Origin of the sequence: Bradyrhizobium sp. AT1 (genome assembly GCF_001590795.1) — a bacterium.
Lineage (GTDB): Bacteria > Pseudomonadota > Alphaproteobacteria > Rhizobiales > Xanthobacteraceae > Bradyrhizobium.
The window spans coordinates 2,885,503-2,904,137 of the sequence record NZ_JXDL01000001.1 but is presented as its reverse complement, the minus strand read 5'-3'; the positions used below and the strand labels follow the sequence as shown (position 1 = coordinate 2,904,137).

Genomic DNA, 18,635 nt, shown 5'->3' with positions numbered 1-18,635 from the left:
AATTTGCGAAGAGCAAATTCCGGGTGAGGGGGAGCCTCCACGAGTCCGAGTGCCACCGATCGCGTGGAGACTCCCCCTCATACCAACCTTCTCCCCGCAAGCGGGGAGAAGGAGAAGAGAAAGCGTCGCACCCGTCCATTGTCGCGCCCGCATCAAACGCGCTATGCCTGCCGCATGGCGCATCCGCTCTCCCGCATCATCGACCAGCTCAAGCGCGAGCCGTCGCGCACCGGCTCCATCGTCATCACCGTGTTCGGCGACGCCATCGTGCCGCGCGGTGGCGTGGTGTGGCTTGGCACGCTGCTGGCGTTCTTCGAGAGTCTGGACATCGATGCCGGCGTGGTGCGCACCGCGATGTCGCGGCTTGCGGCCGACGGCTGGTTGACGCGCGAGAAGGTCGGCCGCAACAGCTTCTATCGGCTTGCCGAGAAAGGCCGCGAGACCTTCGAGGCTGCGACGCGGCACATCTACGATCCGCTACCCTCCGACTGGACCGGGCGCTTCGAGCTGCTGCTGATCGGCAACGGGGAGGATCGTGACGCTTCGCGCGAAGCGCTGCGCAATGCCGGCTTCGGCAGTCCGCTGCCGGGCGTGTGGGTCGCGCCGTCGGGCGTGCCGGTGCCGGATCAAGCCGCAGGCGCGATCCGCCTCGAAGTCTCGGCTGAGGACGACAGCGGCCGTCGCCTGCTCAGTGCGAGCTGGCCGCTGGATCGCACCGCGGATGCCTATCTGAAATTCATGAAGACGTTCGAGCCGCTGCGTGCCGCACTTGCGCGTGGCTCGGAGCTGTCCGAGGCCGACGCCTTCACCGCACGCATCCTCTTGATCCACCACTACCGCCGCGTCGTGCTGCGCGATCCGCTGTTGCCCGAAAGCCTGTTGCCGGCGGACTGGCCGGGCAGGGCAGCCCGTGAGCTGTGCGGTGAGATCTATCGCGCGCTGCTTGCCCTCTCGGAACAGTGGCTGGATGGACATGGAACCAACGAGAAAGGGCCATTGCCGCCAGCGCGAAAGCTGCTGGAAAGGAGGTTCGGCACCTGACTCTTATGTTACAGAAATATCTTGCGTGAATTAATTCTTGTTATATATTGCCTCCCAATAAAAGCGGGAGGACGCGCATGTACACCCAGGCGCTCAATACGGCCGAGGCCGACGATCGCGGTCCTGAGGACGCGGCCAAGGCTGCGCAATTCCAGGCCCGGATCGATGCCGAAGAACGGATCGAGCCGAACGACTGGATGCCGTCGGCCTATCGCAAGACGCTCACCCGCCAAATCTCCCAGCACGCCCATTCCGAAGTCGTCGGCATGCTGCCGGAGGGCAACTGGATCACCCGTGCGCCGACCCTGCGCCGCAAGGCCGCGCTGCTCGCCAAGGTGCAGGACGAGTGCGGCCACGGGCTTTATCTCTATGCCGCTGCCGAGACGCTCGGCTCCTCGCGCGAAGAGCTGGTCGACGCGATGCTCGCGGGCAAAGCCAAATATTCCTCGATCTTCAACTATCCGACGCTGACCTGGGCCGACATCGGCACCATCGGCTGGCTGGTCGACGGCGCCGCGATCATGAACCAGATCCCGCTGTGCCGCTGCTCCTACGGCCCCTATGCGCGCGCGATGATCCGGGTCTGCAAGGAGGAATCCTTCCACCAGCGCCAGGGCTACGAGATTATGCTGACGCTATGTCGCGGCTCCGACGAGCAGAAGGCGATGGCGCAGGAATCGCTGAACCGGTGGTGGTGGCCGGTGCTGATGATGTTCGGCCCGCCCGATGCCACGAGCCAGCATAGCGATACGTCCACCAAATGGAAGATCAAGCGCTTCTCCAATGACGAGCTACGCCAGAAATTCGTCGATGCCACCGTGCCGCAAGCGCACTATCTCGGCCTCAGCATTCCCGATCCCGGCATGATTCAGGATGCGGACGGACACTGGCGCTACAGCGAGATCGACTGGACCGAGTTCAAGCAGGTGCTCGCCGGCAACGGCCCCTGCAATCGCGACCGCATGGCCGCGCGCCGCAAGGCTCATGCGGAGGGCGCCTGGGTGCGCGAGGCCGCGGCAGCCTATGCGGCGAAGCGCGCGCAGCGCCAGACCGCACAAGCCGCGGAATAGGAGATCGACATGGCCACGCCGAACACGCCGCTGTGGGAAGTCTTCATTCGCAGCCGCAACGGGCTCGCGCACAAGCATGTGGGATCGCTGCATGCGAGCGACGCCACCATGGCCCTGCAGGCCGCCCGCGACATCTACACCCGCCGCGGCGAAGGCCTGTCGATCTGGGTCGTGCCGTCGAGCGCGATCACCGCCAGCGATCCTGCCGAGAAAGCCATGATGTTCGAGCCGGCGGAATCGAAGATCTACCGGCATCCGACGTTCTACGAGGTGCCCGAGGAAGTGGGGCATATGTGATGGCGACCGCCAACATCCAGGTCTCCGAAACGCCGCTGGTGCTCTACGCGCTGCGCCGTGCCGACGATGCGTTGATCCTCGGTCACAGATTGTCGGAATGGTGCGGGCATGCGCCGATGCTGGAAGAGGACATGGCCCTCTCCAACATCGCGCTCGACCTGATCGGCCAGGCGCGCGAGCTCTATACCTATGCGAGCAAGGTCGAGGGGAAGGACAACGACGAGGACAAGCTCGCTTATCTGCGCGACATCAGGCAGTACCGCAATTTGCTGCTGGTGGAGCAGCCGAATGGCGACTTTGCCCAGACCTTGGTGCGGCAGTTCTTTTATTCGGCTTTCGCCGACCTCTACTGGCGCGCGATGATGAATTCGCGCGATACGACGCTTGCGGCCATTGCCGCCAAATCGGAGAAGGAGAGCGCCTATCATCTGCGCCACGCCTCCGAGTGGCTCATCCGGCTCGGCGACGGCACCGATGAGAGTCATGCCCGCGCGCAAGCCGCGATCGATCACCTCTGGGCCTTCACCGGCGAGATGTTTGCCGTCGATGACGGCGAACGCGCTCTGATCCATGCGGGCATTGCGATCGATCCCGGCACCTTGCGTGGTCGCTGGTTGCAGACGCTTTCCAATGTCGCCAGCGAAGCCACGCTGGTTCTGCCTGAGAATGATTGGATGCAGCAGGGTGGCCGCACCGGCCGGCACAGCGAGCATCTCGGCCATCTCCTGTCCGAGCTGCAATCGATGCAGCGCACCTTTCCGGGGCTGACATGGTGAGCGTGCTCGACCGCGACAGCGAGCTACGCCGGCGCGCTTGGGACGCCGCGGCGAGCGTGGTCGACCCTGAAATTCCCGTGCTGACGATCGCCGATCTCGGTGTGCTCCGCGATGTCGTTTTCGCCGGCGATCATGTCGAGGTCGCGATCACGCCGACCTATTCCGGCTGCCCGGCGATGAACATGATCTCGCTGGAAATCGAGGTCGCGCTGGAGCGCGCCGGTTTTCGGCGGCCAAAAGTCCGCACCGTGCTGTCGCCGGCCTGGACCACCGACTGGATGACCGAGGAGGGCCGCCAAAAGCTGCGCGCCTACGGCATCGCGCCGCCGCAGGCCTCGAGCTCGCGCCGGGCGCTGTTCGGCGAACAGGCCGTGGCCTGCCCGCAATGCGGTTCCGAGAACACCGAGTTGCTGTCGGAATTCGGCTCGACCTCGTGCAAGGCGCTGTGGCGCTGCAAGTCCTGCCGCGAACCCTTCGATTACTTCAAGTGTCATTGAACATGTCAGCCACCGCACCGCGCTTCCATCGCCTGGCCGTCAACGACCTTCGTCGCGAGGCGTCCGACGCCATTTCGATGACCTTCGCCATTCCCGGCGACCTCGCGCGCGATTACGCCTTCACGCCCGGGCAGTATCTGACGCTCCGAACCACGCTGGACGGAGAGGAGGTGCGCCGCTCCTACTCGATCTGCTCCGGCCCCGACGACGGTGAGATCCGTATCGCAGTAAAGAAGATCGATGGCGGTGCGTTTTCCAGCTGGGCGGCCGATGAACTCAAATGCGGCGACGAGCTCGACGTGATGACGCCGACAGGGCGCTTCGGCATGGTCGCGCCGGCCGATACGGGGCGCATCCATGTCGGCTTTGCCGCCGGCTCCGGCATCACGCCGATCTTGTCGATCGTCAAGGGCACGCTGGCGCGGGAGCCGGGCAGCCGCTTCTTCCTGTTCTATGGCAACCGCACCACCGACAACATCATGTTCCTCGAAGCCCTCGAGGAGCTGAAGGATCGCTTCATCGATCGCCTCTCGATCTTCCACGTCATCTCCGGCGAGGAGCAGGACATCCCGATCCTGCATGGCCGGCTCGACGGCGACAAGGTGAGGGTGCTGCTACGCTCGCTGGTGCCGGCGGGAAGCGTCGATCATGTCTATGTTTGTGGTCCCCTCGGCATGAGCGAGGATATCGAGGTCACCTGCCGCGAGCTCGGCATCGCGGAAGACCGCATCCACGTCGAGCGCTTCGTCTCCGAATTCGGTGGCAAGCCGCGGCCGAAGAAAGTGGTTGCGCCGGATGCGCCGCCGAAAGCGATCGCCTCGCTGATCATCGACGGCAAGCGCCGCGACGTTCCGGTGGCCGAGGACGAAGCGATCCTGGATGCCGCGCTGCGCGCCGGCGTAGATCTGCCCTTTGCCTGCAAGGGCGGCATGTGCTCGACCTGTCGCGCCAAGCTGGTCGAGGGCGAAGCGCCGATGGACATCAACTATTCGCTGGAACCCTGGGAGCTGAAGGCCGGGTTCGTCCTGACCTGCCAGGCCAAGCCGTCGTCGGAGCGCGTCGTGGTCGATTATGACCATGTCTGATCGGGCGTATCAGTGGCCGAAAATGCGAATGCGTCGCATTATTTGACAGTCTTGGCCAAGCAGCAGAACATCATGGGCAAACATCTGGCCGGGGGAAGCGCGTGAACATCAAGACGGCTCTGTCGCCTGAGGATATTGCCCGCGCCTGCGCTGAGGCGATGTGGGCGGAGGACGATGCGTCCAAGGGGCTCGGCATGGAGATCGTCGAGATCGGCCCAGGCTTCGCGACGCTGGCGATGACGGTGCGGCCCGACATGGTCAACGGCCAGCGCATCGCCCATGGCGGCTTCATCTTCACGCTCGCCGATTCCGCCTTCGCCTTCGCCTGCAATTCGCACAATGACCGCGTCGTTGCCGCGCAGGGCCAGATCACCTTCATCAAGCCGGGCAAGCTCGGCGATCGCCTCGTTGCCAAGGCGCGCGAGATCACGCGCGGCGGGCGCTCCGGCATCTACGACGTGCGCGTCACCGCGGGCGATGTCGTCATTGCGGAATTCCGCGGACACTCGCGCGTCATTCCCGGCACCTGGCTGCCGACGCGAGACGAATAACCAATCAAGAAAAGAACAAATCAATGTTGTGGGGAAGCGAGGATGGCTTTGACGAGGTTGAAGGAAAGCGGCGGCTACAGCCCTGAGATGGACGCGCATGAGCGCGCCTCGCGCGACGAGATCATGGCGCTGCAGAAGCGGCGGCTGGCCTGGTCGCTGAAGCATGCCTATGACAATGTCGCGCATTATCGCAAGGCCTTCGACAAGGCCGGCGTGCATCCGTCCGACTTTCGCGAGCTGTCGGATCTCGCGAAATTCCCGTTCACCGTGAAGACGGATCTGCGCGACAACTACCCGTTCAACATGTTCGCCGTGCCGCGAGAGAAGCTGGTGCGCGTGCACGCCTCTTCCGGCACGACCGGCAAGCCGATCGTCGTGGGGTACACGCAAGCCGATATCGACACCTGGTCGGACGTGATGGCGCGATCGATCCGCGCCGCCGGCGGCCGCACCGGCATGATCATCCACAATGCCTATGGCTATGGTCTCTTCACCGGCGGATTAGGGGTGCACTACGGTGCGGAGAAGCTCGGCTGCACCGTGGTGCCGATCTCCGGCGGCATGACCGAGCGGCAGGTGCAGCTCATCAACGATTTCAAGCCCGATATCATCACGGTGACGCCGAGCTACATGCTGGCGATCCTCGACGAGTTCAAGCGGCAGCGGCTCGACCCGCGCCAATGCTCGCTCAAGGTCGGCATCTTCGGTGCCGAGCCCTGGACCAATGCGATGCGCGGCGAGATCGAGGACGCCTTCGACATGGATGCGACCGACATCTACGGCCTCTCCGAAGTGATCGGCCCCGGCGTCGCGCAGGAATGCATCGAGACCAAGGACGGCCTGCACATCTGGGAGGACCATTTCTACCCCGAAGTGATCGACCCCGAGACCGGTGCGGTTCTGCCTGATGGCGAAAAGGGCGAGCTGGTGTTCACCTCGCTGACCAAGGAAGCCTTTCCCGTGATCCGCTATCGCACCCGCGACCTGACGCGGCTGTTGCCGGGCACGGCGCGGCCGGGCATGCGGCGCATGGAGAAGGTGACCGGGCGCTCCGACGACATGATCATCCTGCGCGGTGTCAATCTGTTCCCGACCCAGATCGAGGAGGTGCTGCTCGCGACCGATTGGTGCGGCGGCCATTTCATCCTGGAGCTGACCCGCGAAGGCCGCATGGACGAGCTCACCATCATCGCCGAGGCGCGGTCCGAAAGCTGGGACGGACGAGGCCTCGTCGACCATGCCGACCGGATCTCGACCCACATCAAGAACACCATCGGGATCAGTTCGAAGGTTCAGATCGTGCCCCCTGACACGCTGGAACGCTCGCTCGGCAAGGCCAGGCGGCTGTACGACAAGCGGCCCAAAGACTGACCTAACCGATTGACTTGACCGGCCCCAGAGGCGACAAGGCCCGCGAGAAATCCCGGGTCTTTTCATGTCGCCAGCCGATGCCAAAACCGTCGAAGCGCGCTGCGTGCGCCTCAATGCCAAAGCCGAGAACGCCGCCGCGCTTGCGCCGGTGGTAGAGCATCAGACGATCACGCGCGGTCCGAACGATCTCCTGATCGAGGTGAAGGCCGCGGCCGTCAATCCGTCCGACGTCAAGGCCGCGACCGGGCTGATGCCCTATGCCGTGTTCCCGCGCACCCCAGGGCGCGACTATGCCGGCGTGGTCATCGACGGGCCGGCCGGCACGATCGGCCGCGAAGTGTTCGGCTCGTCCGGCGATCTCGGCATCCGCCGCGACGGCACCCATGCCAGCCATCTCGTGGTCGAGGCCGTGGCGGTCGTCGAGAAGCCGAAGACGGTGTCCTGGGAGGAGGCCGCCGGCATCGGCGTGCCCTTCGTCACCGCCATGGAAGGCTTTCGTCGCGCCGGCGTGCCGAAGAGCGGCGAGACCGTGTTGGTATTCGGCGTCAACGGCAAGGTTGGCCAGGCCGCGGTGCAGATTGCGACCTGGCGGGGCGCGCGCGTCATCGGCGTGGTGCGCAAGGCGGAGGCCTATGAGGGCCACGCCAACGCGCCGATCGAGGTGATCGACGCGTCCGCGACGGACGTTGCCATCCGCGTGCGCGAATTGACCGGCGGCAAGGGCGCCGACATCGTTTTCAACACGGTGGGCGATCCCTATTTCCAGGCCGCGCACAAATCGCTCGCCTTGCGCGGACGCCAGATCCTGATCGCCGCGATCGACCGCATCGTGCAGTTCAACATCCTCGAATTCTACCGGGGACAGCACACCTATGTCGGCATCGACACGCTCGGCCTGTCCTCGGCGGCAACCGGCGCGGTGCTGCGTGATCTCGGCCCCGGCTTTGCCGGCGGCCAGCTAAAGCCGTTCCCGATCAAGGCGAGCGCCGTCTATCCGCTCGAGCGCGCCAAGGACGCCTATGTTGCCGTCGCCGGCTCGTCGCGCGACCGGGTGATCCTGAAGCCGTGACGATGGAAACGTCCGCACAGCTCGTCATCCTTGCCGGCCTCGCCATTGGTCTTGTCTACGGCGCCGTAGGTCTGCTCAGCGGCTTCTGCCTGATGAGCAGCATGCGCGGCTGGCTGGCCGAGGGCGACGGGCGATTGGTGCGGACCTATGCGCTGGCGATCGCGGTTGCGATCGCCGCGAGCCAGCTCCTCGCCGGCAAGGGCGCGATCGATCTCGGCAAGACGATCTATCTCCAGCCGTCATTCTCGGTGCCGGTGCTGTTCCTCGGCGGCCTGCTGTTCGGTTACGGCATGGTGCTGTCGAACGGCTGCGGCTCGCGCGCGCTGGTGCTGCTCGGCCGCGGCAATCTCCGCTCCTTCGTCGTCGTGATCGTGCTCGCCATCGCCGCGCAGATGACGCTCAAGGGCCTGATCGCGCCGGCGCGCATCGCGCTGGTTCAGGCCTCGCAGACCACGGTCAACGCGAATTCGCTGCCGTCCTTGCTGGCGACGCTCGGTCTCACGGAAGCGCTTTCGCGCGCGCTCGCAACCGTCACGATCGTCGTCGCGTTGATGCTGTTTGCCTTCGCGCATCCGGCGTTCCGTCGTTCGCCCGGCCAGATCGTCGCGGGCATCATCGTGGGCCTCCTCGTTGCCGGCGGCTGGTACGTGACCGGCTGGCTCGGTGCCGACGACTTCAATCCCATCCCGGTGACCTCGCTCACCTTCATCGCGCCGATCGCGGACGCGCTGCAATACGCCATGCTCTCGACCGGCCTGACGCTGAACTTCGGCATCGCGACGGTGGCCGGCGTTTTTGCCGGCAGCCTGGCGACGGCGCTCGCCACCGGCCGCTTCAAGCTCGAAGGCTATTCCTCGCCGCGCCACATGCTGCGCTCAGGCAGCGGCGCCGCGTTGATGGGTATCGGCGGCGTGATGGCGTTCGGGTGCTCGATCGGGCAGGGGCTCACCGGCGTGTCGACGCTCGCGCTGGGCTCGTTCGTCGCGTTCGCCGGCATTCTGCTCGGAACCACGGCGGGCTTGCGCGGAAGCTTGAGCGTTCAGCCCCTCGTAGCAGGCTGACCGCGCTGCAGCCGGTCTCCCAATGTTGCAAGGCCGATGCCGGTGACGATCAGCGCCGCGGCGATGGCAAGGCTCATGTCGATGGGCTCCCCGAGCAGGATCGCAGCGCTCGCAATGCCGACGAGCGGCGTACCCGTGGTGCCGAGCGACGTCGTCAGCGCCGAGATGCTCTTGTTGACCATCGACATGGCCCAATAGGCCAACCCGGTTCCGATCAGGCCGGAATACAGGAACAGCAATATTAGCCGCGACGACCACTCCGCGTGAGGCGGGCCCTCGACGAGGAGCGCGCCGACGGTCAGCACGATCGTTGCCACGAGCAACTGCCACAGCAGGAGCTGGAGCGGCGAGGCGATCCAGCGATGCGCGCGGAGATAGATGATGTTCGCCGCCCAGGAGATCGCGGCCAGGATGACCATACCGGCGCCGAGCACGACGTTGGTGTTGGCCCAGTCGATCGAGGTGGGGTTCAGGATCACGGCAAGCCCGACCAACCCGAGCAGGGCGCCGGCAAGCTTTGGTGCCGTCAGCGCTTCCTTCCCGAGCAGCGGTGCTGCGATCGCGACCCAGAGCGGCGTGGTGTAGCCGAGCACGATGGCCTTGCTCGCCGGCAGGAAGCGCACGCCGGCCGCGACCAGGACCGAGAATATCGTCATGTGGAGCAGCGCCACGCTGAGGATCACCGGAATGTCGCGCCGCTCCGGAATCACCAGATTGTTGCTCAGTCCGAGGATCACGAACAATCCGGCCAGCGCGATCCAGCTCCGGATCGCCGAGGTCCATAGCGGCGGCAGAAACTGGACAAGCTGCTTCGTCACCGACCAGTTTACGCCCCAGGCCAGCACGACGATCAGGAACAGGCCGACGGCCGCGCGGGGAGAGAGGGCGTTCATCGCGGGAATCCTTGAAGCAGTGCGGTCCGCGAGATAGCATCCCGGCTGGCCCCTGAAAAAGTGCCAGATTGGAAAGGAATAAGGTGCCAGTTTTGGATGGCATGATCTCCGCGCTGATCGATCTGAACCGGAGCGACGACGAGGGATTAGTGCCTCAGCTGACGAGCCAGCTCCGAAGCCTGATCGCGACCGGCCGACTCGGCAAAGGCCACGTGCTGCCGTCAAGCCGCCGGCTTGCAATCGACCTTGGCGTCTCGCGCAACACTGTCACCTATGCGTTCGAGCAGCTTGCGGCAGAAGGATATCTCGCGGCATCGGCTGGTCGACGCCCGGTGGTGATGGTCGACGGCGGCGCGCACGGTGACGGCGTGGAGGCGGTCGTATCCGGCGCGCGCCCCGCAAGGCCGACGCTCTCCCCCTGGGCTATGAAGCTCAAGCAGGCTGACTGGCCGCTATCCTATCAGGCGCCGCTCAAGCCGTTGCGTCCGGGACATGGCGATGCACGAGAGTTTCCAAACGAAGTCTGGGCACGCTGCCTGCGCCGTAACGCGGTGCTTGCGGCCCGGCGCGAGATTGGTCCGGTCAACCGTCCACGCCTTTGCGAAGCGCTGGCACACTACCTCGCGACCAGCAGAGGCGTTCGCGCCACGGCCGATCAGGTCCTCATCTTGCCCAGTGCACAAGCCGCGCTGACATTGATCGCGGCCGTGCTTATCGCGCCCGGCGACGAGGTCCGGGTCGAGGATCCCGGTTATCCCGGCGCGGCAGCCGCGTTCCATGCATCCGGTGCGCGCGTGACGGGCATGAGGCTGGACGAGCAGGGCATGCGGTGGACATCAGGATCGGCCGCGCCAAAGCTCATCTTCATGACGCCATCACATCAGCACCCGACGGGACGATTGATGTCGCTGGCGCGCCGCGACGAGTTTCTCAGGGCAAGCCGTCCCGGCAAGACCTGGATCGTCGAAGACGATTACGACGGCGAATTCCACTATGACAGCCGGCCCGTGCCGGCCCTGCAGGGCTTGGACAGCCATGGACGCGTGTTTTACGTCGGGACATTTTCGAAGGCGATGACCTCGGATATCCGCCTCGGCTATCTCGTCGTACCGGCGGCGCTGGTCAAGACGTTTGAGATCGCGCAGCGGCACATCGGACTGATCGCTTCCAGCCACATCCAGGAGGCGCTGGCCGAATTCATCGCCGACGGGCATTTCCTCGCGCATCTGCGCCGGGTGCGCCGGCTCTATCATGCGCGCCGCGATCATCTCGTGGAGGGACTGCAGCGCCACCTCGGTGAGGTGCTCACGGCCGAAGTGCCTTCAGGCGGCATCCAGCTCGTGGCACGCCTCAAGCGCGGCCGCGCCGATCGAGCGGCGGTCGAGCGGCTCATCGAGGCGGGGGTTGTGACGCGTGCCCTGTCGAGCCTGGCGCTGGGCAAGCCACGAGATCACGGCCTGCTGCTCGGCTTTGCCGCATGGCGCGAGAGCGAGATCAGCGCCGCGCTGCGGACCATGGCATCGTGCTTCTAGCCTGCTAGTCGACCGCCTTGGTCACGATGCGGATCTCCGACGTCAATGTCCGGTGCACCGGGCACTTGTCTGCGATCTCCATCAGCTTCTTGCGTTGCTCGGCATCGAGCGCGCCGTCGATCGTGATGTCGCGCTCGATCTGGTCGAGCATGCCCTCGCGGGTCTCGCACTCTGCGCAGTCCTTGGCGTAGATCTTGGAGTGCTTCAGCGTGACCGTGACGCGGTCGAGCGGCAGCGACTTGCGGTCGGCATAGAGACGCATGGTCATGGAGGTGCAGGCCCCGAGGCTAGCAAGCAGGAAATCGTAGGGTCCGGGGCCCGCGTCCTCGCCACCGGCGGCGACCGGTTCGTCTGCCACCAGTCGATGCGGGCCGACGGTGATGATCTGGTTGAACTTGCTCTTGCGGGTCTCCTGCACCACGACCTGACGCGGCGCCTCAGGCAGATCCATCGCCTTTGCTGGCTTGGCGGTCTCGATGTAGCGGCTGGCCCAGGCCGCGATCACGTCGGCCGCGTAGAGCGCATCGGCCGGCTTGCTCAGCAGATGGTCGGCGTGGTCGAGCGAGACGAAGCTTTTGGGATGCTTCGCGGCGACGAAGATCTTGGTCGCATTGTCGATGCCGACGGTGTCGTCGACCGGAGAGTGCATCACCAGCAGCGCCTTGTGCAGACCGGCGATGTCCCTCATCAGCTCGTGCTCGGCGATGTCCTCGAGGAATTCGCGCTTGATCCGGAACGGGCGTCCCGCGAGCGACACCTCGACCTCGCCCTGCGCGCGGATATTGTCGAGATGCTCCCTAAAGAGGCCGGTCACATGCGCCGAATCGGATGGGGCCGCGACGGTGACGACCGCCTTGGCCTCGGGAATCTTTCCAGCGGCAGCGAGGATCGCAGCGCCGCCGAGGCTGTGGCCGATCAGGAGCGACGGCGCCTTGCGGGTGTCGCGCAGATGGTCGGCCGCGCGGACGAGATCGGCGACGTTGGAGGAGAATGTCGAATTGGCGAAATCGCCTTCGCTCGAGCCGAGCCCCGTGAAGTCGAAGCGCAGCACCGCAATGCCCCTGGCGGCGAGCGCAACCGAGATGCGCTTGGCCGCGAGCGTATCCTTGCCGCAAGTGAAGCAGTGCGCAAACAGCGCGTAGGCCGCGGGCTCGCCGTCCGGCAACTCCAGCGCGGCCGCGAGCTGATGGCCGCCTTCGCCCGTGAATTGAAAGCGTTCCGTCGGCATGGGCGTCCCCTCGTTCCTGCTTGAGTTCTAGTCGTCGGAATAGCGCTGCTCGGCCCAGGGATCACCGCGGTTATGATAGCCGCGGACTTCCCAGAAGCCCGGCGCGTCCTCGGTCAGGAATTCGATGGCCTGGAGCCATTTCGCGCTCTTCCAGAAATACAGATGCGGCACGACCAGCCGCACCGGGCCGCCATGCTCCTCCGTCAGCGGCTGGCCGGACCAGCTATGGGCGAACAGCGCATCCTCGGCGGCGAAGTCGTCCAGCGAAAGGTTGGTGGTGTAGCCGTCATAGGAATGCAGCGTGACAAAGCGCGCATCCTCGCGCGGTTGGCACGCCGCGAGCAGCTCGCGCGTGGCGAGACCTTCCCACTCATTGTCGTAGCGCGACCAAGTCGTGACGCAATGGATGTCGGAAGTGAACTTTGCTTGCTTCTGGGCGGCGAATTCCGCAAAGGTCCAGAACACGGGCGTCTCGATCGCGCCGTAGACGTCGAGTCGCCAGCGCTCGCGCGACACCGGCGGCATGACCCCGAGATCGAGCACCGGCCAGTCCTTGGTGAGGTGCTGGCCGGGCGGCAGGCGCTGGTCTTCCGGACGCGTGATCTTGCCGGTCAGGAAGCGACCCTCGCGCGCCCATTTCTCCTTGGTGCGGGTCAGCTTGCTGTCGGGCGGCTCGGTGTCATCGGACATGGGCTACTCGTGGCGATGCATGGCGGAGGCGTGTTTGGTGTCGCGCATGGTGGAATAGATGATCAGCGACAGACAGATGATGCCGCTGAGATAGAAATAGAACCAGTCCTCGTGCCCGCTGCTCTTGAAATAGAGCGCGATCGCCGGCGCCGTGCCGCCGAAGAGCGAGACCGTGATCGCATAGGGCAGGCCGACGCCGAGCGCGCGGACATTGGTCGGGAACAGCTCGGCCTTCACCACGGCGTTGATCGAGGTGTAGCCGGCGACGAACAGCCAGGCGCAGCAGATCAGGATGAAGGCGACGAAGGGCGACTTGGTCTCCTTCAGCGTCATCAGCAGTGGCACGGTCGCAAGCGTGCCGGCGACACCGAAGAAGATCAGGAGCGGCTTGCGTCCGATCTTGTCGGAGATCGCGCCATAGATCGGCTGCAGGATGGTCGCGAAGATCAGGGTGCCGAAGATCACCAATGTGGTCTGATCCTCGGTCAGCCCGACCGAAAGCTTGACGAAGGTCTGCATGTAGGTGGTGAAGGTGTAGAACGCCGCCGTGCCGCCGGCAGTGAGGCCGACGACCAGCAGCAGCTCGCGCGGATAACGCAGCAAATTGGTGATCGAACCGGTCGGCTTCACCACCTTCTTGGCTTCCTCGAACGCCTCCGTCTCGTGCAGGCCGCGCCGCATCACCGCGGCAAAGATCGCGAGCGCCGCGCCGATCGCGAAGGGGATACGCCAACCCCAGGCCTTGAGCTCCTCAGGAGTGAGGAAGACCTTTTGCAGGAGTAGCAGCACGATGATCGCGGTGAGCTGGCCGCCGATCAGGGTGACGTACTGGAAGCTGGAATAGAAGCCGCGGTGCTTGGGATCGGCAACCTCGCTGAGATAGGTGGCGCTGGCGCCATATTCGCCGCCGAGGCTAAGGCCCTCGATGACACGGGCGAGCGCCAGGATCACCGGCGCGGCGAACCCGATCGTGGCATAAGTCGGCGTCAGCGCGATGATCAGCGAGCCGAAGCACATGAAGACGACCGACAGGGTCAGCGAGATGCGGCGGCCGAAATGATCGGCGAGATAGCCGAAGAACCAGCCGCCAAGGGGCCGCATCAGGAAGGTTGCCGCGAAAACGACGGCGACGTTCAATTGCTGCACGACGGGGTCGTTGCCGGGGAAAAAGGCCGGCGCGAAATAGAGCGCGAACGCCGTGTAGGCGTAGAAGTCGTACCACTCGACGAGATTGCCGATCGAGCCGATGAAGATCGCCTTGATCCGCCGCCTGGCGTCGGCGAGGTCGATGTGGTCAGAGGCCGGTTGGGTTGCTTGCTCAGTCACGTCCGGCCTCTCCACGATCTGGAAAGCCCTACATCGCCTTTCCCAGCAAAAATGGCAACTGGCGCGGGCCCCGCACCGTGCCCTGCGACCAGGTCACGGTGCCTGCCGGATCGAGGCGGAAATCCGGAACGCGCTTCAGCCATTCCTCCAGCGCAACCTGCATCTCCATGCGCGCCAGATTGGAACCGACGCAGCGGTGGATGCCGAGGCCGAACGCGGCGTGGCGATTTTCGCGGCGGTCGATCACGACTTTGTCAGCATCCGGAAACATCGTGGGATCGCGATTTGCCGCGGGGAACGACAGCAGCACCATGTTGCCCGCTCTGACCGGGCAGCCCGAGACCGTCGTCTCCTTGACCACCTCGCGGGCCATCGTCACCGGCGAATAGGCGCGCAGCAGTTCCTCCACCGCGGTTGGGATCAATGCGGGCTCGGCGATCAGCCGCTCGCGATCGGCCGGCGTCTTCGCCAGATGCCACAGTGAAGATCCGATCGCGCTCCAGGTGGTGTCGATGCCGGCGATCAGAAGCAGGCGCAGCGAGCCCAGCACGTGGGACTCTTCCAGCGGCTGGCCCTCCTTGTCCCTGGCATTCATCAGGTAGGAGATGAGATCGTCGGTCGGCCTCGATTTGCGCTCTTCGATATGGGTCCTGAAATAGGCGCTCATCTCCTGCACGGCCTGGAGCAGCTTGCTCTCGTCCCTGATGCCGAGTTCCAGGATCATGTGGATCCAGTTGATGAAGAGATCGCTGTCGCTCTCGGGAATGCCGAGCATGTGTGCGATGGCCCGAACCGGGATGTATTTGCTGTAGCGCGCGGCGGCGTCGACCTTGCCGTCGGCGATGAAGCCGTCGATCAGCTCGTTGCAGATCGCGCGCATGCGCGGTTCCAGCTTCTTCATCGCATCCGGGGTGAAGGGCGGCAGCAGCAACTGCTTGGCCGGCTTGTGCACGGGCGGATCGGAGGTGATCGGCGGGGCAGCGTTCCTGGCGACCTCCGGACGAACGTCGCGGACGATGATGCGGCGCGAGGAGAAATGCTCGGTGTCGTTGGCGATCTCACGCACGGCCTCGTAGGTCGTCGGCATGTAGCAGCCGAGAAAGCGCTTGGTGTGCACGACCGGGCTTGCGGCGCGCAGCTCGTCCCAGATCGGGAACGGGTCTTCCGTCCACTGCGGGTCGGTGTGGTCGAAATCGTTGACCCAGTCGGTGACGGGCGGATGGGCGACAGGCTGGCTGACGTCGGACATGTCAGGGGAATCCTCGAGCTGGTGATCGAATCGCGCAGGTGGGAACTCAGGAAGCCCGCGCTACTCCTCGATCACGTCGATTGCGATTTCCGGGCAATTGGATTTGGCAAGCCAGGCTTTGTCTTCGAGGCCTGGCGGAACAATGCCATCGCCGGCTTCGTGCGCGTTGCCGTATTCGTCGAGTTCGAACAGCTCGGGCGCCAGAGCCTTGCAGCGCGCGTGGCCCTGGCATTTGTCGGGATCGACGCGAACCCTCAATCGCTCTGTCATGGCGGCTTCCTCGGTCGTATGCGCGCGGCGCGAGGCGGCGCGTTCCTCGTGTCAATGGTGGCGGCGGCATTTGCCGCTCATTCTAAGTTATATGATATTACATTCGCGGCGGGCTTCCCCTGTCAAGCGCAAACTTATAGGCTTGCCCACGACATGCGCCCCCAACTCGCTCGCAAGCCCGAGAACAGCTACCACCATGGCGATCTTCGCGGCGCCCTGATCAAGGCCGCGCTGCGCGAGGCGGAGCGGGGCGGCGCCGAGGCGATCAGCATCAAGGCGCTTGCCAAGCAGCTCGGCGTCTCTCAGCCGGCGCCGTATCGGCACTTTGCCGATCGCGAGGCGCTGCTTGCGGCGGTGACGGCGGAGGCGTTCCGGCAGCTCAGCGCGATCATGCGCAAGGCGATGGCCGAGACGTCGAAGCAATCGAAGCTGTCGCGGTTGGCGCAGGTGACCCTCGATTTCGGTCTGCGCCGCAACGGCATCTACCGCCTGATGTTTGCGTCGCGCATCGTCTCATGCGCGGCCAAGGGCAGCGAGCTGCACGAGGCCACGCGCGAGACGTTTTCGCTGGTGATCGAAGCCCTCGAAGCACCTGCGGTCGGCTATTTGCGCGAGCGGCAAGCGCTCAAGATCTGGGCGGCGTTGCACGGCGTGGTGATGCTGGCCGAGCAGGGGCTGTTCACCGGCGAGGCCGCACAGACCACGCGCGAGGAACTGGTCGAGGATTTTGTCAACGAAACGAAGACAGCGCTCGCCTTGGCGATCAAGGACGCCCGGCGCCGAAAGAAAGCCGGCGCTTAAGCCTTCGCATCCAGCAGCTTCATCAGCTTGTCGACCGCGCTGTCGGGCGTGGTCACGACCGGGCGGCCGGTGGCTTCCGCGACCAGCGGTGCCGTCGCTGCGATGCTGAACTGCGCCAGCGCGATGACGTCGCAATCGCCGAGGTCCCTGGATGCTTCGACGATCAACCGGTCGTGCGTGGCGCGGTCACCGCGGTCGAGCGCCGCAAGCGCCCCTTCGGCAAGCTTCGGCACGAGCTGGACCGAGGCGGGGAACTCCGGCGGCATCGAGGCCAGCGTCGGCGGGAAGGTCGAGAGCAGGCCGATGCGCCTGCCCATCGTCACCGCGCGCTCGATCATCGCTTCGTTCGGCTTCAGCACCGGCATCGGCGCATGCGCGCGCGCGACCGCCTCGATGCAGGGGCCGAAGGCCGAGCAGGTGAACAGGATCCCGTTCGCGCCGGTTGCCGCCGCATAGTCGCCGAGCGCCAGGAAGCGATCGGTCATGGCATCGGTGAGCATGCCGTCGCGGGCCAGATCCGCCGACAGACTGTCGTCGAGCAGGTTCGTCAGCCGGGCCGCCGGCCAGGCCTGCGTAAACGCCGCTTCGATCGGGGCGATGGAATGCTTGAGGGCGTGGATCAGGGCGATGCGTGGGGGCGTCGTCATTGCGCGTGACTATCTCGGTCTCGTGCCCCGGACGCGGCGCAATGCGAAGTATTGCGCTGCAGAGCCGGGGCCTATTCTTTTGGAGAGTCAGAAGCCGTGGCGTCCTGGGTCCCGGCTCTGCGCAGCGGCGTTGCACGCCGCAGCGCGTCCGGGACAATGGAGACGTTTACTTGAACGGCACCGCGTACATCAAGCCGCCCTTGCTCCAGAGGCCGTTGAGGCCGCGGTCGAGCTTGAGCGGGCTCGCCTTGCCGACGTTGCGCTCGTAGATCTCGCCGTAATTGCCGGTGGCCTTGATCGCGGTCACCAGCCATTTGTTGTCGAGCCCGAGCCGGGAGCCGAGATCGCCGGAGGCACCGAGCAGGCGCTGGATCGCCGGTGTCTGCGATTTGGCCATCTCGTCGACATTCCCCTGGGTGACGCCGAGCTCCTCGGCCTCGATCAGGCCGTAATGCAGCCAGGTGATGATGTCGCTCCAGACCTCGTCGCCGTTGCGGGTGAAGGGGCCGAGCGGCTCCTTGCTGATGGTCTGCGGCAGCACGACGTAGTCGGGAGGGTTCGGCGCGGCCGTGGTCACGGCGCCGGCGAGGGCGGAGGCGTCCTGGGTCATGGCATCGCAGCGGCCGCCGAAGAAGGTCTGGTACATGGTGTCGACGCGGTCGAACACCAGCGGCTTCCAGTCGATGCCGTTGGCACGGCCGTAATCGCCGAGCGTCACTTCGTGCGTGGTGCCTTGGGCGACGCAGACGGTGGCGCCTTTGAGGTCCTTGATCTCCTTGACGCCGAGATCCTTCTTCACGACAAAACCCTGGCCGTCGTAGAAGTTGACCGGTCCCTGGCGCAGGCCCAGCGTCACGCCGCGCAAATACGTCTGCGTCGAGTTGCGGTAGAGCACGTCGATCTCGCCCGATTGCAGGGCGGTGAAGCGGTTCTGCGCGGTCAGCGAGACGTACCGCACCTTGCTGGCGTCACCGAGCACGCCGGCCGCGAGCGCGCGGCAATAGTCGACGTCGAGACCCCGGTAATTGCCTTGTGAGTCCGGCGCGGAGAAACCGGCAAAGCCGGCGCTGACGCCGCACACAAGCGTGCCGCGGCTCTTCACCGTGTCGAGCGTCGCGGCGGATGCGACAATTGTCGATGCCGCAAGCACGTTTGCGACGATAGCCACTTTCTTCATCATG

Annotated in this window: 20 protein-coding genes; 12 read left to right on the top strand and 8 right to left on the bottom strand. The window is 65.1% G+C overall.

Annotation, left to right across the window (positions count from 1 at the left end; genetic code table 11):
- Positions 1-174 precede the first annotated feature (174 nt).
- From paaX to SE92_RS13655, 10 genes are all read left to right on the top strand, one after another.
- Positions 175-1,041, top strand: a complete 867-nt coding sequence (gene paaX / locus SE92_RS13700) for a phenylacetic acid degradation operon negative regulatory protein PaaX (protein WP_063196226.1) — start codon at positions 175-177, stop codon at positions 1,039-1,041.
- A gap of 77 nt (positions 1,042-1,118) precedes the next feature.
- Positions 1,119-2,111: a 1,2-phenylacetyl-CoA epoxidase subunit PaaA gene (gene paaA / locus SE92_RS13695; protein ID WP_063196224.1), complete on the top strand. Its 993-nt coding sequence runs from the start codon at positions 1,119-1,121 to the stop codon at positions 2,109-2,111.
- A gap of 9 nt (positions 2,112-2,120) precedes the next feature.
- Positions 2,121-2,408 (top strand): 1,2-phenylacetyl-CoA epoxidase subunit PaaB, encoded by a 288-nt coding sequence (gene paaB, locus SE92_RS13690; RefSeq protein ID WP_063196222.1) that lies wholly within the window; start codon positions 2,121-2,123, stop codon positions 2,406-2,408.
- Entirely contained in the window at positions 2,408-3,184 is a 777-nt protein-coding gene (gene paaC, locus SE92_RS13685) for a 1,2-phenylacetyl-CoA epoxidase subunit PaaC (RefSeq protein WP_063196220.1), read from the top strand. Before paaB ends, paaC begins: the two co-directional genes overlap by 1 nt.
- Positions 3,178-3,681, top strand: a complete 504-nt coding sequence (paaD, locus tag SE92_RS13680) for a 1,2-phenylacetyl-CoA epoxidase subunit PaaD (protein ID WP_063196218.1) — start codon at positions 3,178-3,180, stop codon at positions 3,679-3,681. Before paaC ends, paaD begins: the two co-directional genes overlap by 7 nt.
- 2 nt (positions 3,682-3,683) lie before the next feature.
- The gene (gene paaE / locus SE92_RS13675) at positions 3,684-4,766 is read left to right on the top strand and encodes a 1,2-phenylacetyl-CoA epoxidase subunit PaaE (protein ID WP_063196216.1); all 1,083 of its coding nucleotides are present in this window, start codon (positions 3,684-3,686) and stop codon (positions 4,764-4,766) included.
- Between the two features lie 101 nt (positions 4,767-4,867).
- A complete protein-coding gene (paaI, locus tag SE92_RS13670; protein WP_063196214.1) occupies positions 4,868-5,317 on the top strand; it encodes a hydroxyphenylacetyl-CoA thioesterase PaaI in 450 nt (149 codons plus the stop codon).
- Positions 5,318-5,359: 42 nt separating this feature from the next.
- Positions 5,360-6,688, top strand: coding sequence for a phenylacetate--CoA ligase PaaK (gene paaK, locus SE92_RS13665; RefSeq protein WP_063196212.1), 1,329 nt, complete (start codon positions 5,360-5,362; stop codon positions 6,686-6,688).
- Between the two features lie 64 nt (positions 6,689-6,752).
- Positions 6,753-7,757 (top strand): quinone oxidoreductase family protein, encoded by a 1,005-nt coding sequence (locus SE92_RS13660; RefSeq protein WP_063196210.1) that lies wholly within the window; start codon positions 6,753-6,755, stop codon positions 7,755-7,757.
- 2 nt (positions 7,758-7,759) lie between these two features.
- Positions 7,760-8,818 (top strand): YeeE/YedE family protein, encoded by a 1,059-nt coding sequence (locus SE92_RS13655; protein ID WP_063196208.1) that lies wholly within the window; start codon positions 7,760-7,762, stop codon positions 8,816-8,818.
- On the opposite strand, the gene SE92_RS13650 is transcribed toward SE92_RS13655, so the two are convergent.
- Positions 8,797-9,711 (bottom strand): DMT family transporter, encoded by a 915-nt coding sequence (locus tag SE92_RS13650; protein ID WP_063196206.1) that lies wholly within the window; start codon positions 9,709-9,711, stop codon positions 8,797-8,799. The two genes, SE92_RS13655 and SE92_RS13650, sit on opposite strands and share 22 nt — an antisense overlap.
- Before the next feature lie 101 nt (positions 9,712-9,812).
- Here SE92_RS13650 and pdxR point away from each other — a divergent pair, with 101 nt between their 5' ends.
- Positions 9,813-11,243 (top strand): MocR-like pyridoxine biosynthesis transcription factor PdxR, encoded by a 1,431-nt coding sequence (gene pdxR / locus SE92_RS13645; protein ID WP_198172633.1) that lies wholly within the window; start codon positions 9,813-9,815, stop codon positions 11,241-11,243.
- 4 nt (positions 11,244-11,247) lie between these two features.
- Here the strand turns inward: pdxR and SE92_RS13640 are convergent, their stop codons facing one another.
- Genes SE92_RS13640 through SE92_RS13620 form a run of 5 tightly spaced genes read right to left on the bottom strand, consistent with a single transcriptional unit; the run spans position 11,248 to position 16,006 of the window.
- Positions 11,248-12,471 carry a bifunctional alpha/beta hydrolase/OsmC family protein gene (locus SE92_RS13640; RefSeq protein ID WP_063196202.1) on the bottom strand — a complete coding sequence of 408 codons (1,224 nt, stop codon included), beginning with the start codon at positions 12,469-12,471 and terminating at the stop codon, positions 11,248-11,250.
- Positions 12,472-12,498: 27 nt separating this feature from the next.
- Complete coding sequence (locus SE92_RS13635; protein WP_063196200.1) at positions 12,499-13,161, bottom strand: sulfite oxidase-like oxidoreductase; 663 nt, start codon at positions 13,159-13,161, stop codon at positions 12,499-12,501.
- A gap of 3 nt (positions 13,162-13,164) precedes the next feature.
- Positions 13,165-14,487, bottom strand: a complete 1,323-nt coding sequence (locus tag SE92_RS13630) for an MFS transporter (protein WP_063196198.1) — start codon at positions 14,485-14,487, stop codon at positions 13,165-13,167.
- Between the two features lie 28 nt (positions 14,488-14,515).
- Positions 14,516-15,736 (bottom strand): cytochrome P450, encoded by a 1,221-nt coding sequence (locus tag SE92_RS13625; protein WP_063196196.1) that lies wholly within the window; start codon positions 15,734-15,736, stop codon positions 14,516-14,518.
- 60 nt (positions 15,737-15,796) lie between these two features.
- Positions 15,797-16,006, bottom strand: coding sequence for a ferredoxin (locus SE92_RS13620; protein ID WP_063196194.1), 210 nt, complete (start codon positions 16,004-16,006; stop codon positions 15,797-15,799).
- 153 nt (positions 16,007-16,159) lie between these two features.
- Here SE92_RS13620 and SE92_RS13615 point away from each other — a divergent pair, with 153 nt between their 5' ends.
- A complete protein-coding gene (locus tag SE92_RS13615; RefSeq protein WP_063196192.1) occupies positions 16,160-16,807 on the top strand; it encodes a TetR/AcrR family transcriptional regulator in 648 nt (215 codons plus the stop codon).
- Here the strand turns inward: SE92_RS13615 and SE92_RS13610 are convergent.
- Together SE92_RS13610 and SE92_RS13605 are read right to left on the bottom strand one after the other, a co-directional pair.
- Positions 16,804-17,454 carry an aspartate/glutamate racemase family protein gene (locus SE92_RS13610; protein WP_063196190.1) on the bottom strand — a complete coding sequence of 217 codons (651 nt, stop codon included), beginning with the start codon at positions 17,452-17,454 and terminating at the stop codon, positions 16,804-16,806. The two genes, SE92_RS13615 and SE92_RS13610, sit on opposite strands and share 4 nt — an antisense overlap.
- A 166-nt stretch (positions 17,455-17,620) precedes the next feature.
- Positions 17,621-18,634 carry an amino acid ABC transporter substrate-binding protein gene (locus SE92_RS13605; RefSeq protein WP_063196188.1) on the bottom strand — a complete coding sequence of 338 codons (1,014 nt, stop codon included), beginning with the start codon at positions 18,632-18,634 and terminating at the stop codon, positions 17,621-17,623.
- Position 18,635: the final 1 nt, after the last annotated feature.

Excerpts from the sequence above, each read along its gene's own strand:
- SE92_RS13655 (WP_063196208.1), top strand. The coding sequence starts at position 7,760 with ATGGAAACGTCCGCACAGCTCGTCATCCTTGCCGGCCTCGCCATTGGT.
- SE92_RS13615 (WP_063196192.1), top strand. The coding sequence starts at position 16,160 with ATGCGCCCCCAACTCGCTCGCAAGCCCGAGAACAGCTACCACCATGGC.
- pdxR (WP_198172633.1), top strand. The coding sequence starts at position 9,813 with ATGATCTCCGCGCTGATCGATCTGAACCGGAGCGACGACGAGGGATTA.
- paaC (WP_063196220.1), top strand. The coding sequence starts at position 2,408 with ATGGCGACCGCCAACATCCAGGTCTCCGAAACGCCGCTGGTGCTCTAC.
- SE92_RS13610 (WP_063196190.1), bottom strand. The coding sequence starts at position 17,454 with ATGACGACGCCCCCACGCATCGCCCTGATCCACGCCCTCAAGCATTCC.
- SE92_RS13635 (WP_063196200.1), bottom strand. The coding sequence starts at position 13,161 with ATGTCCGATGACACCGAGCCGCCCGACAGCAAGCTGACCCGCACCAAG.
- paaB (WP_063196222.1), top strand. The coding sequence starts at position 2,121 with ATGGCCACGCCGAACACGCCGCTGTGGGAAGTCTTCATTCGCAGCCGC.
- SE92_RS13625 (WP_063196196.1), bottom strand. The coding sequence starts at position 15,736 with ATGTCCGACGTCAGCCAGCCTGTCGCCCATCCGCCCGTCACCGACTGG.
- paaX (WP_063196226.1), top strand. The coding sequence starts at position 175 with ATGGCGCATCCGCTCTCCCGCATCATCGACCAGCTCAAGCGCGAGCCG.
- paaD (WP_063196218.1), top strand. The coding sequence starts at position 3,178 with ATGGTGAGCGTGCTCGACCGCGACAGCGAGCTACGCCGGCGCGCTTGG.
- SE92_RS13650 (WP_063196206.1), bottom strand. The coding sequence starts at position 9,711 with ATGAACGCCCTCTCTCCCCGCGCGGCCGTCGGCCTGTTCCTGATCGTC.
- SE92_RS13620 (WP_063196194.1), bottom strand. The coding sequence starts at position 16,006 with ATGACAGAGCGATTGAGGGTTCGCGTCGATCCCGACAAATGCCAGGGC.
- paaK (WP_063196212.1), top strand. The coding sequence starts at position 5,360 with ATGGCTTTGACGAGGTTGAAGGAAAGCGGCGGCTACAGCCCTGAGATG.
- paaE (WP_063196216.1), top strand. The coding sequence starts at position 3,684 with ATGTCAGCCACCGCACCGCGCTTCCATCGCCTGGCCGTCAACGACCTT.
- SE92_RS13640 (WP_063196202.1), bottom strand. The coding sequence starts at position 12,471 with ATGCCGACGGAACGCTTTCAATTCACGGGCGAAGGCGGCCATCAGCTC.
- paaA (WP_063196224.1), top strand. The coding sequence starts at position 1,119 with ATGTACACCCAGGCGCTCAATACGGCCGAGGCCGACGATCGCGGTCCT.
- SE92_RS13660 (WP_063196210.1), top strand. The coding sequence starts at position 6,753 with ATGTCGCCAGCCGATGCCAAAACCGTCGAAGCGCGCTGCGTGCGCCTC.
- SE92_RS13605 (WP_063196188.1), bottom strand. The coding sequence starts at position 18,634 with ATGATGAAGAAAGTGGCTATCGTCGCAAACGTGCTTGCGGCATCGACA.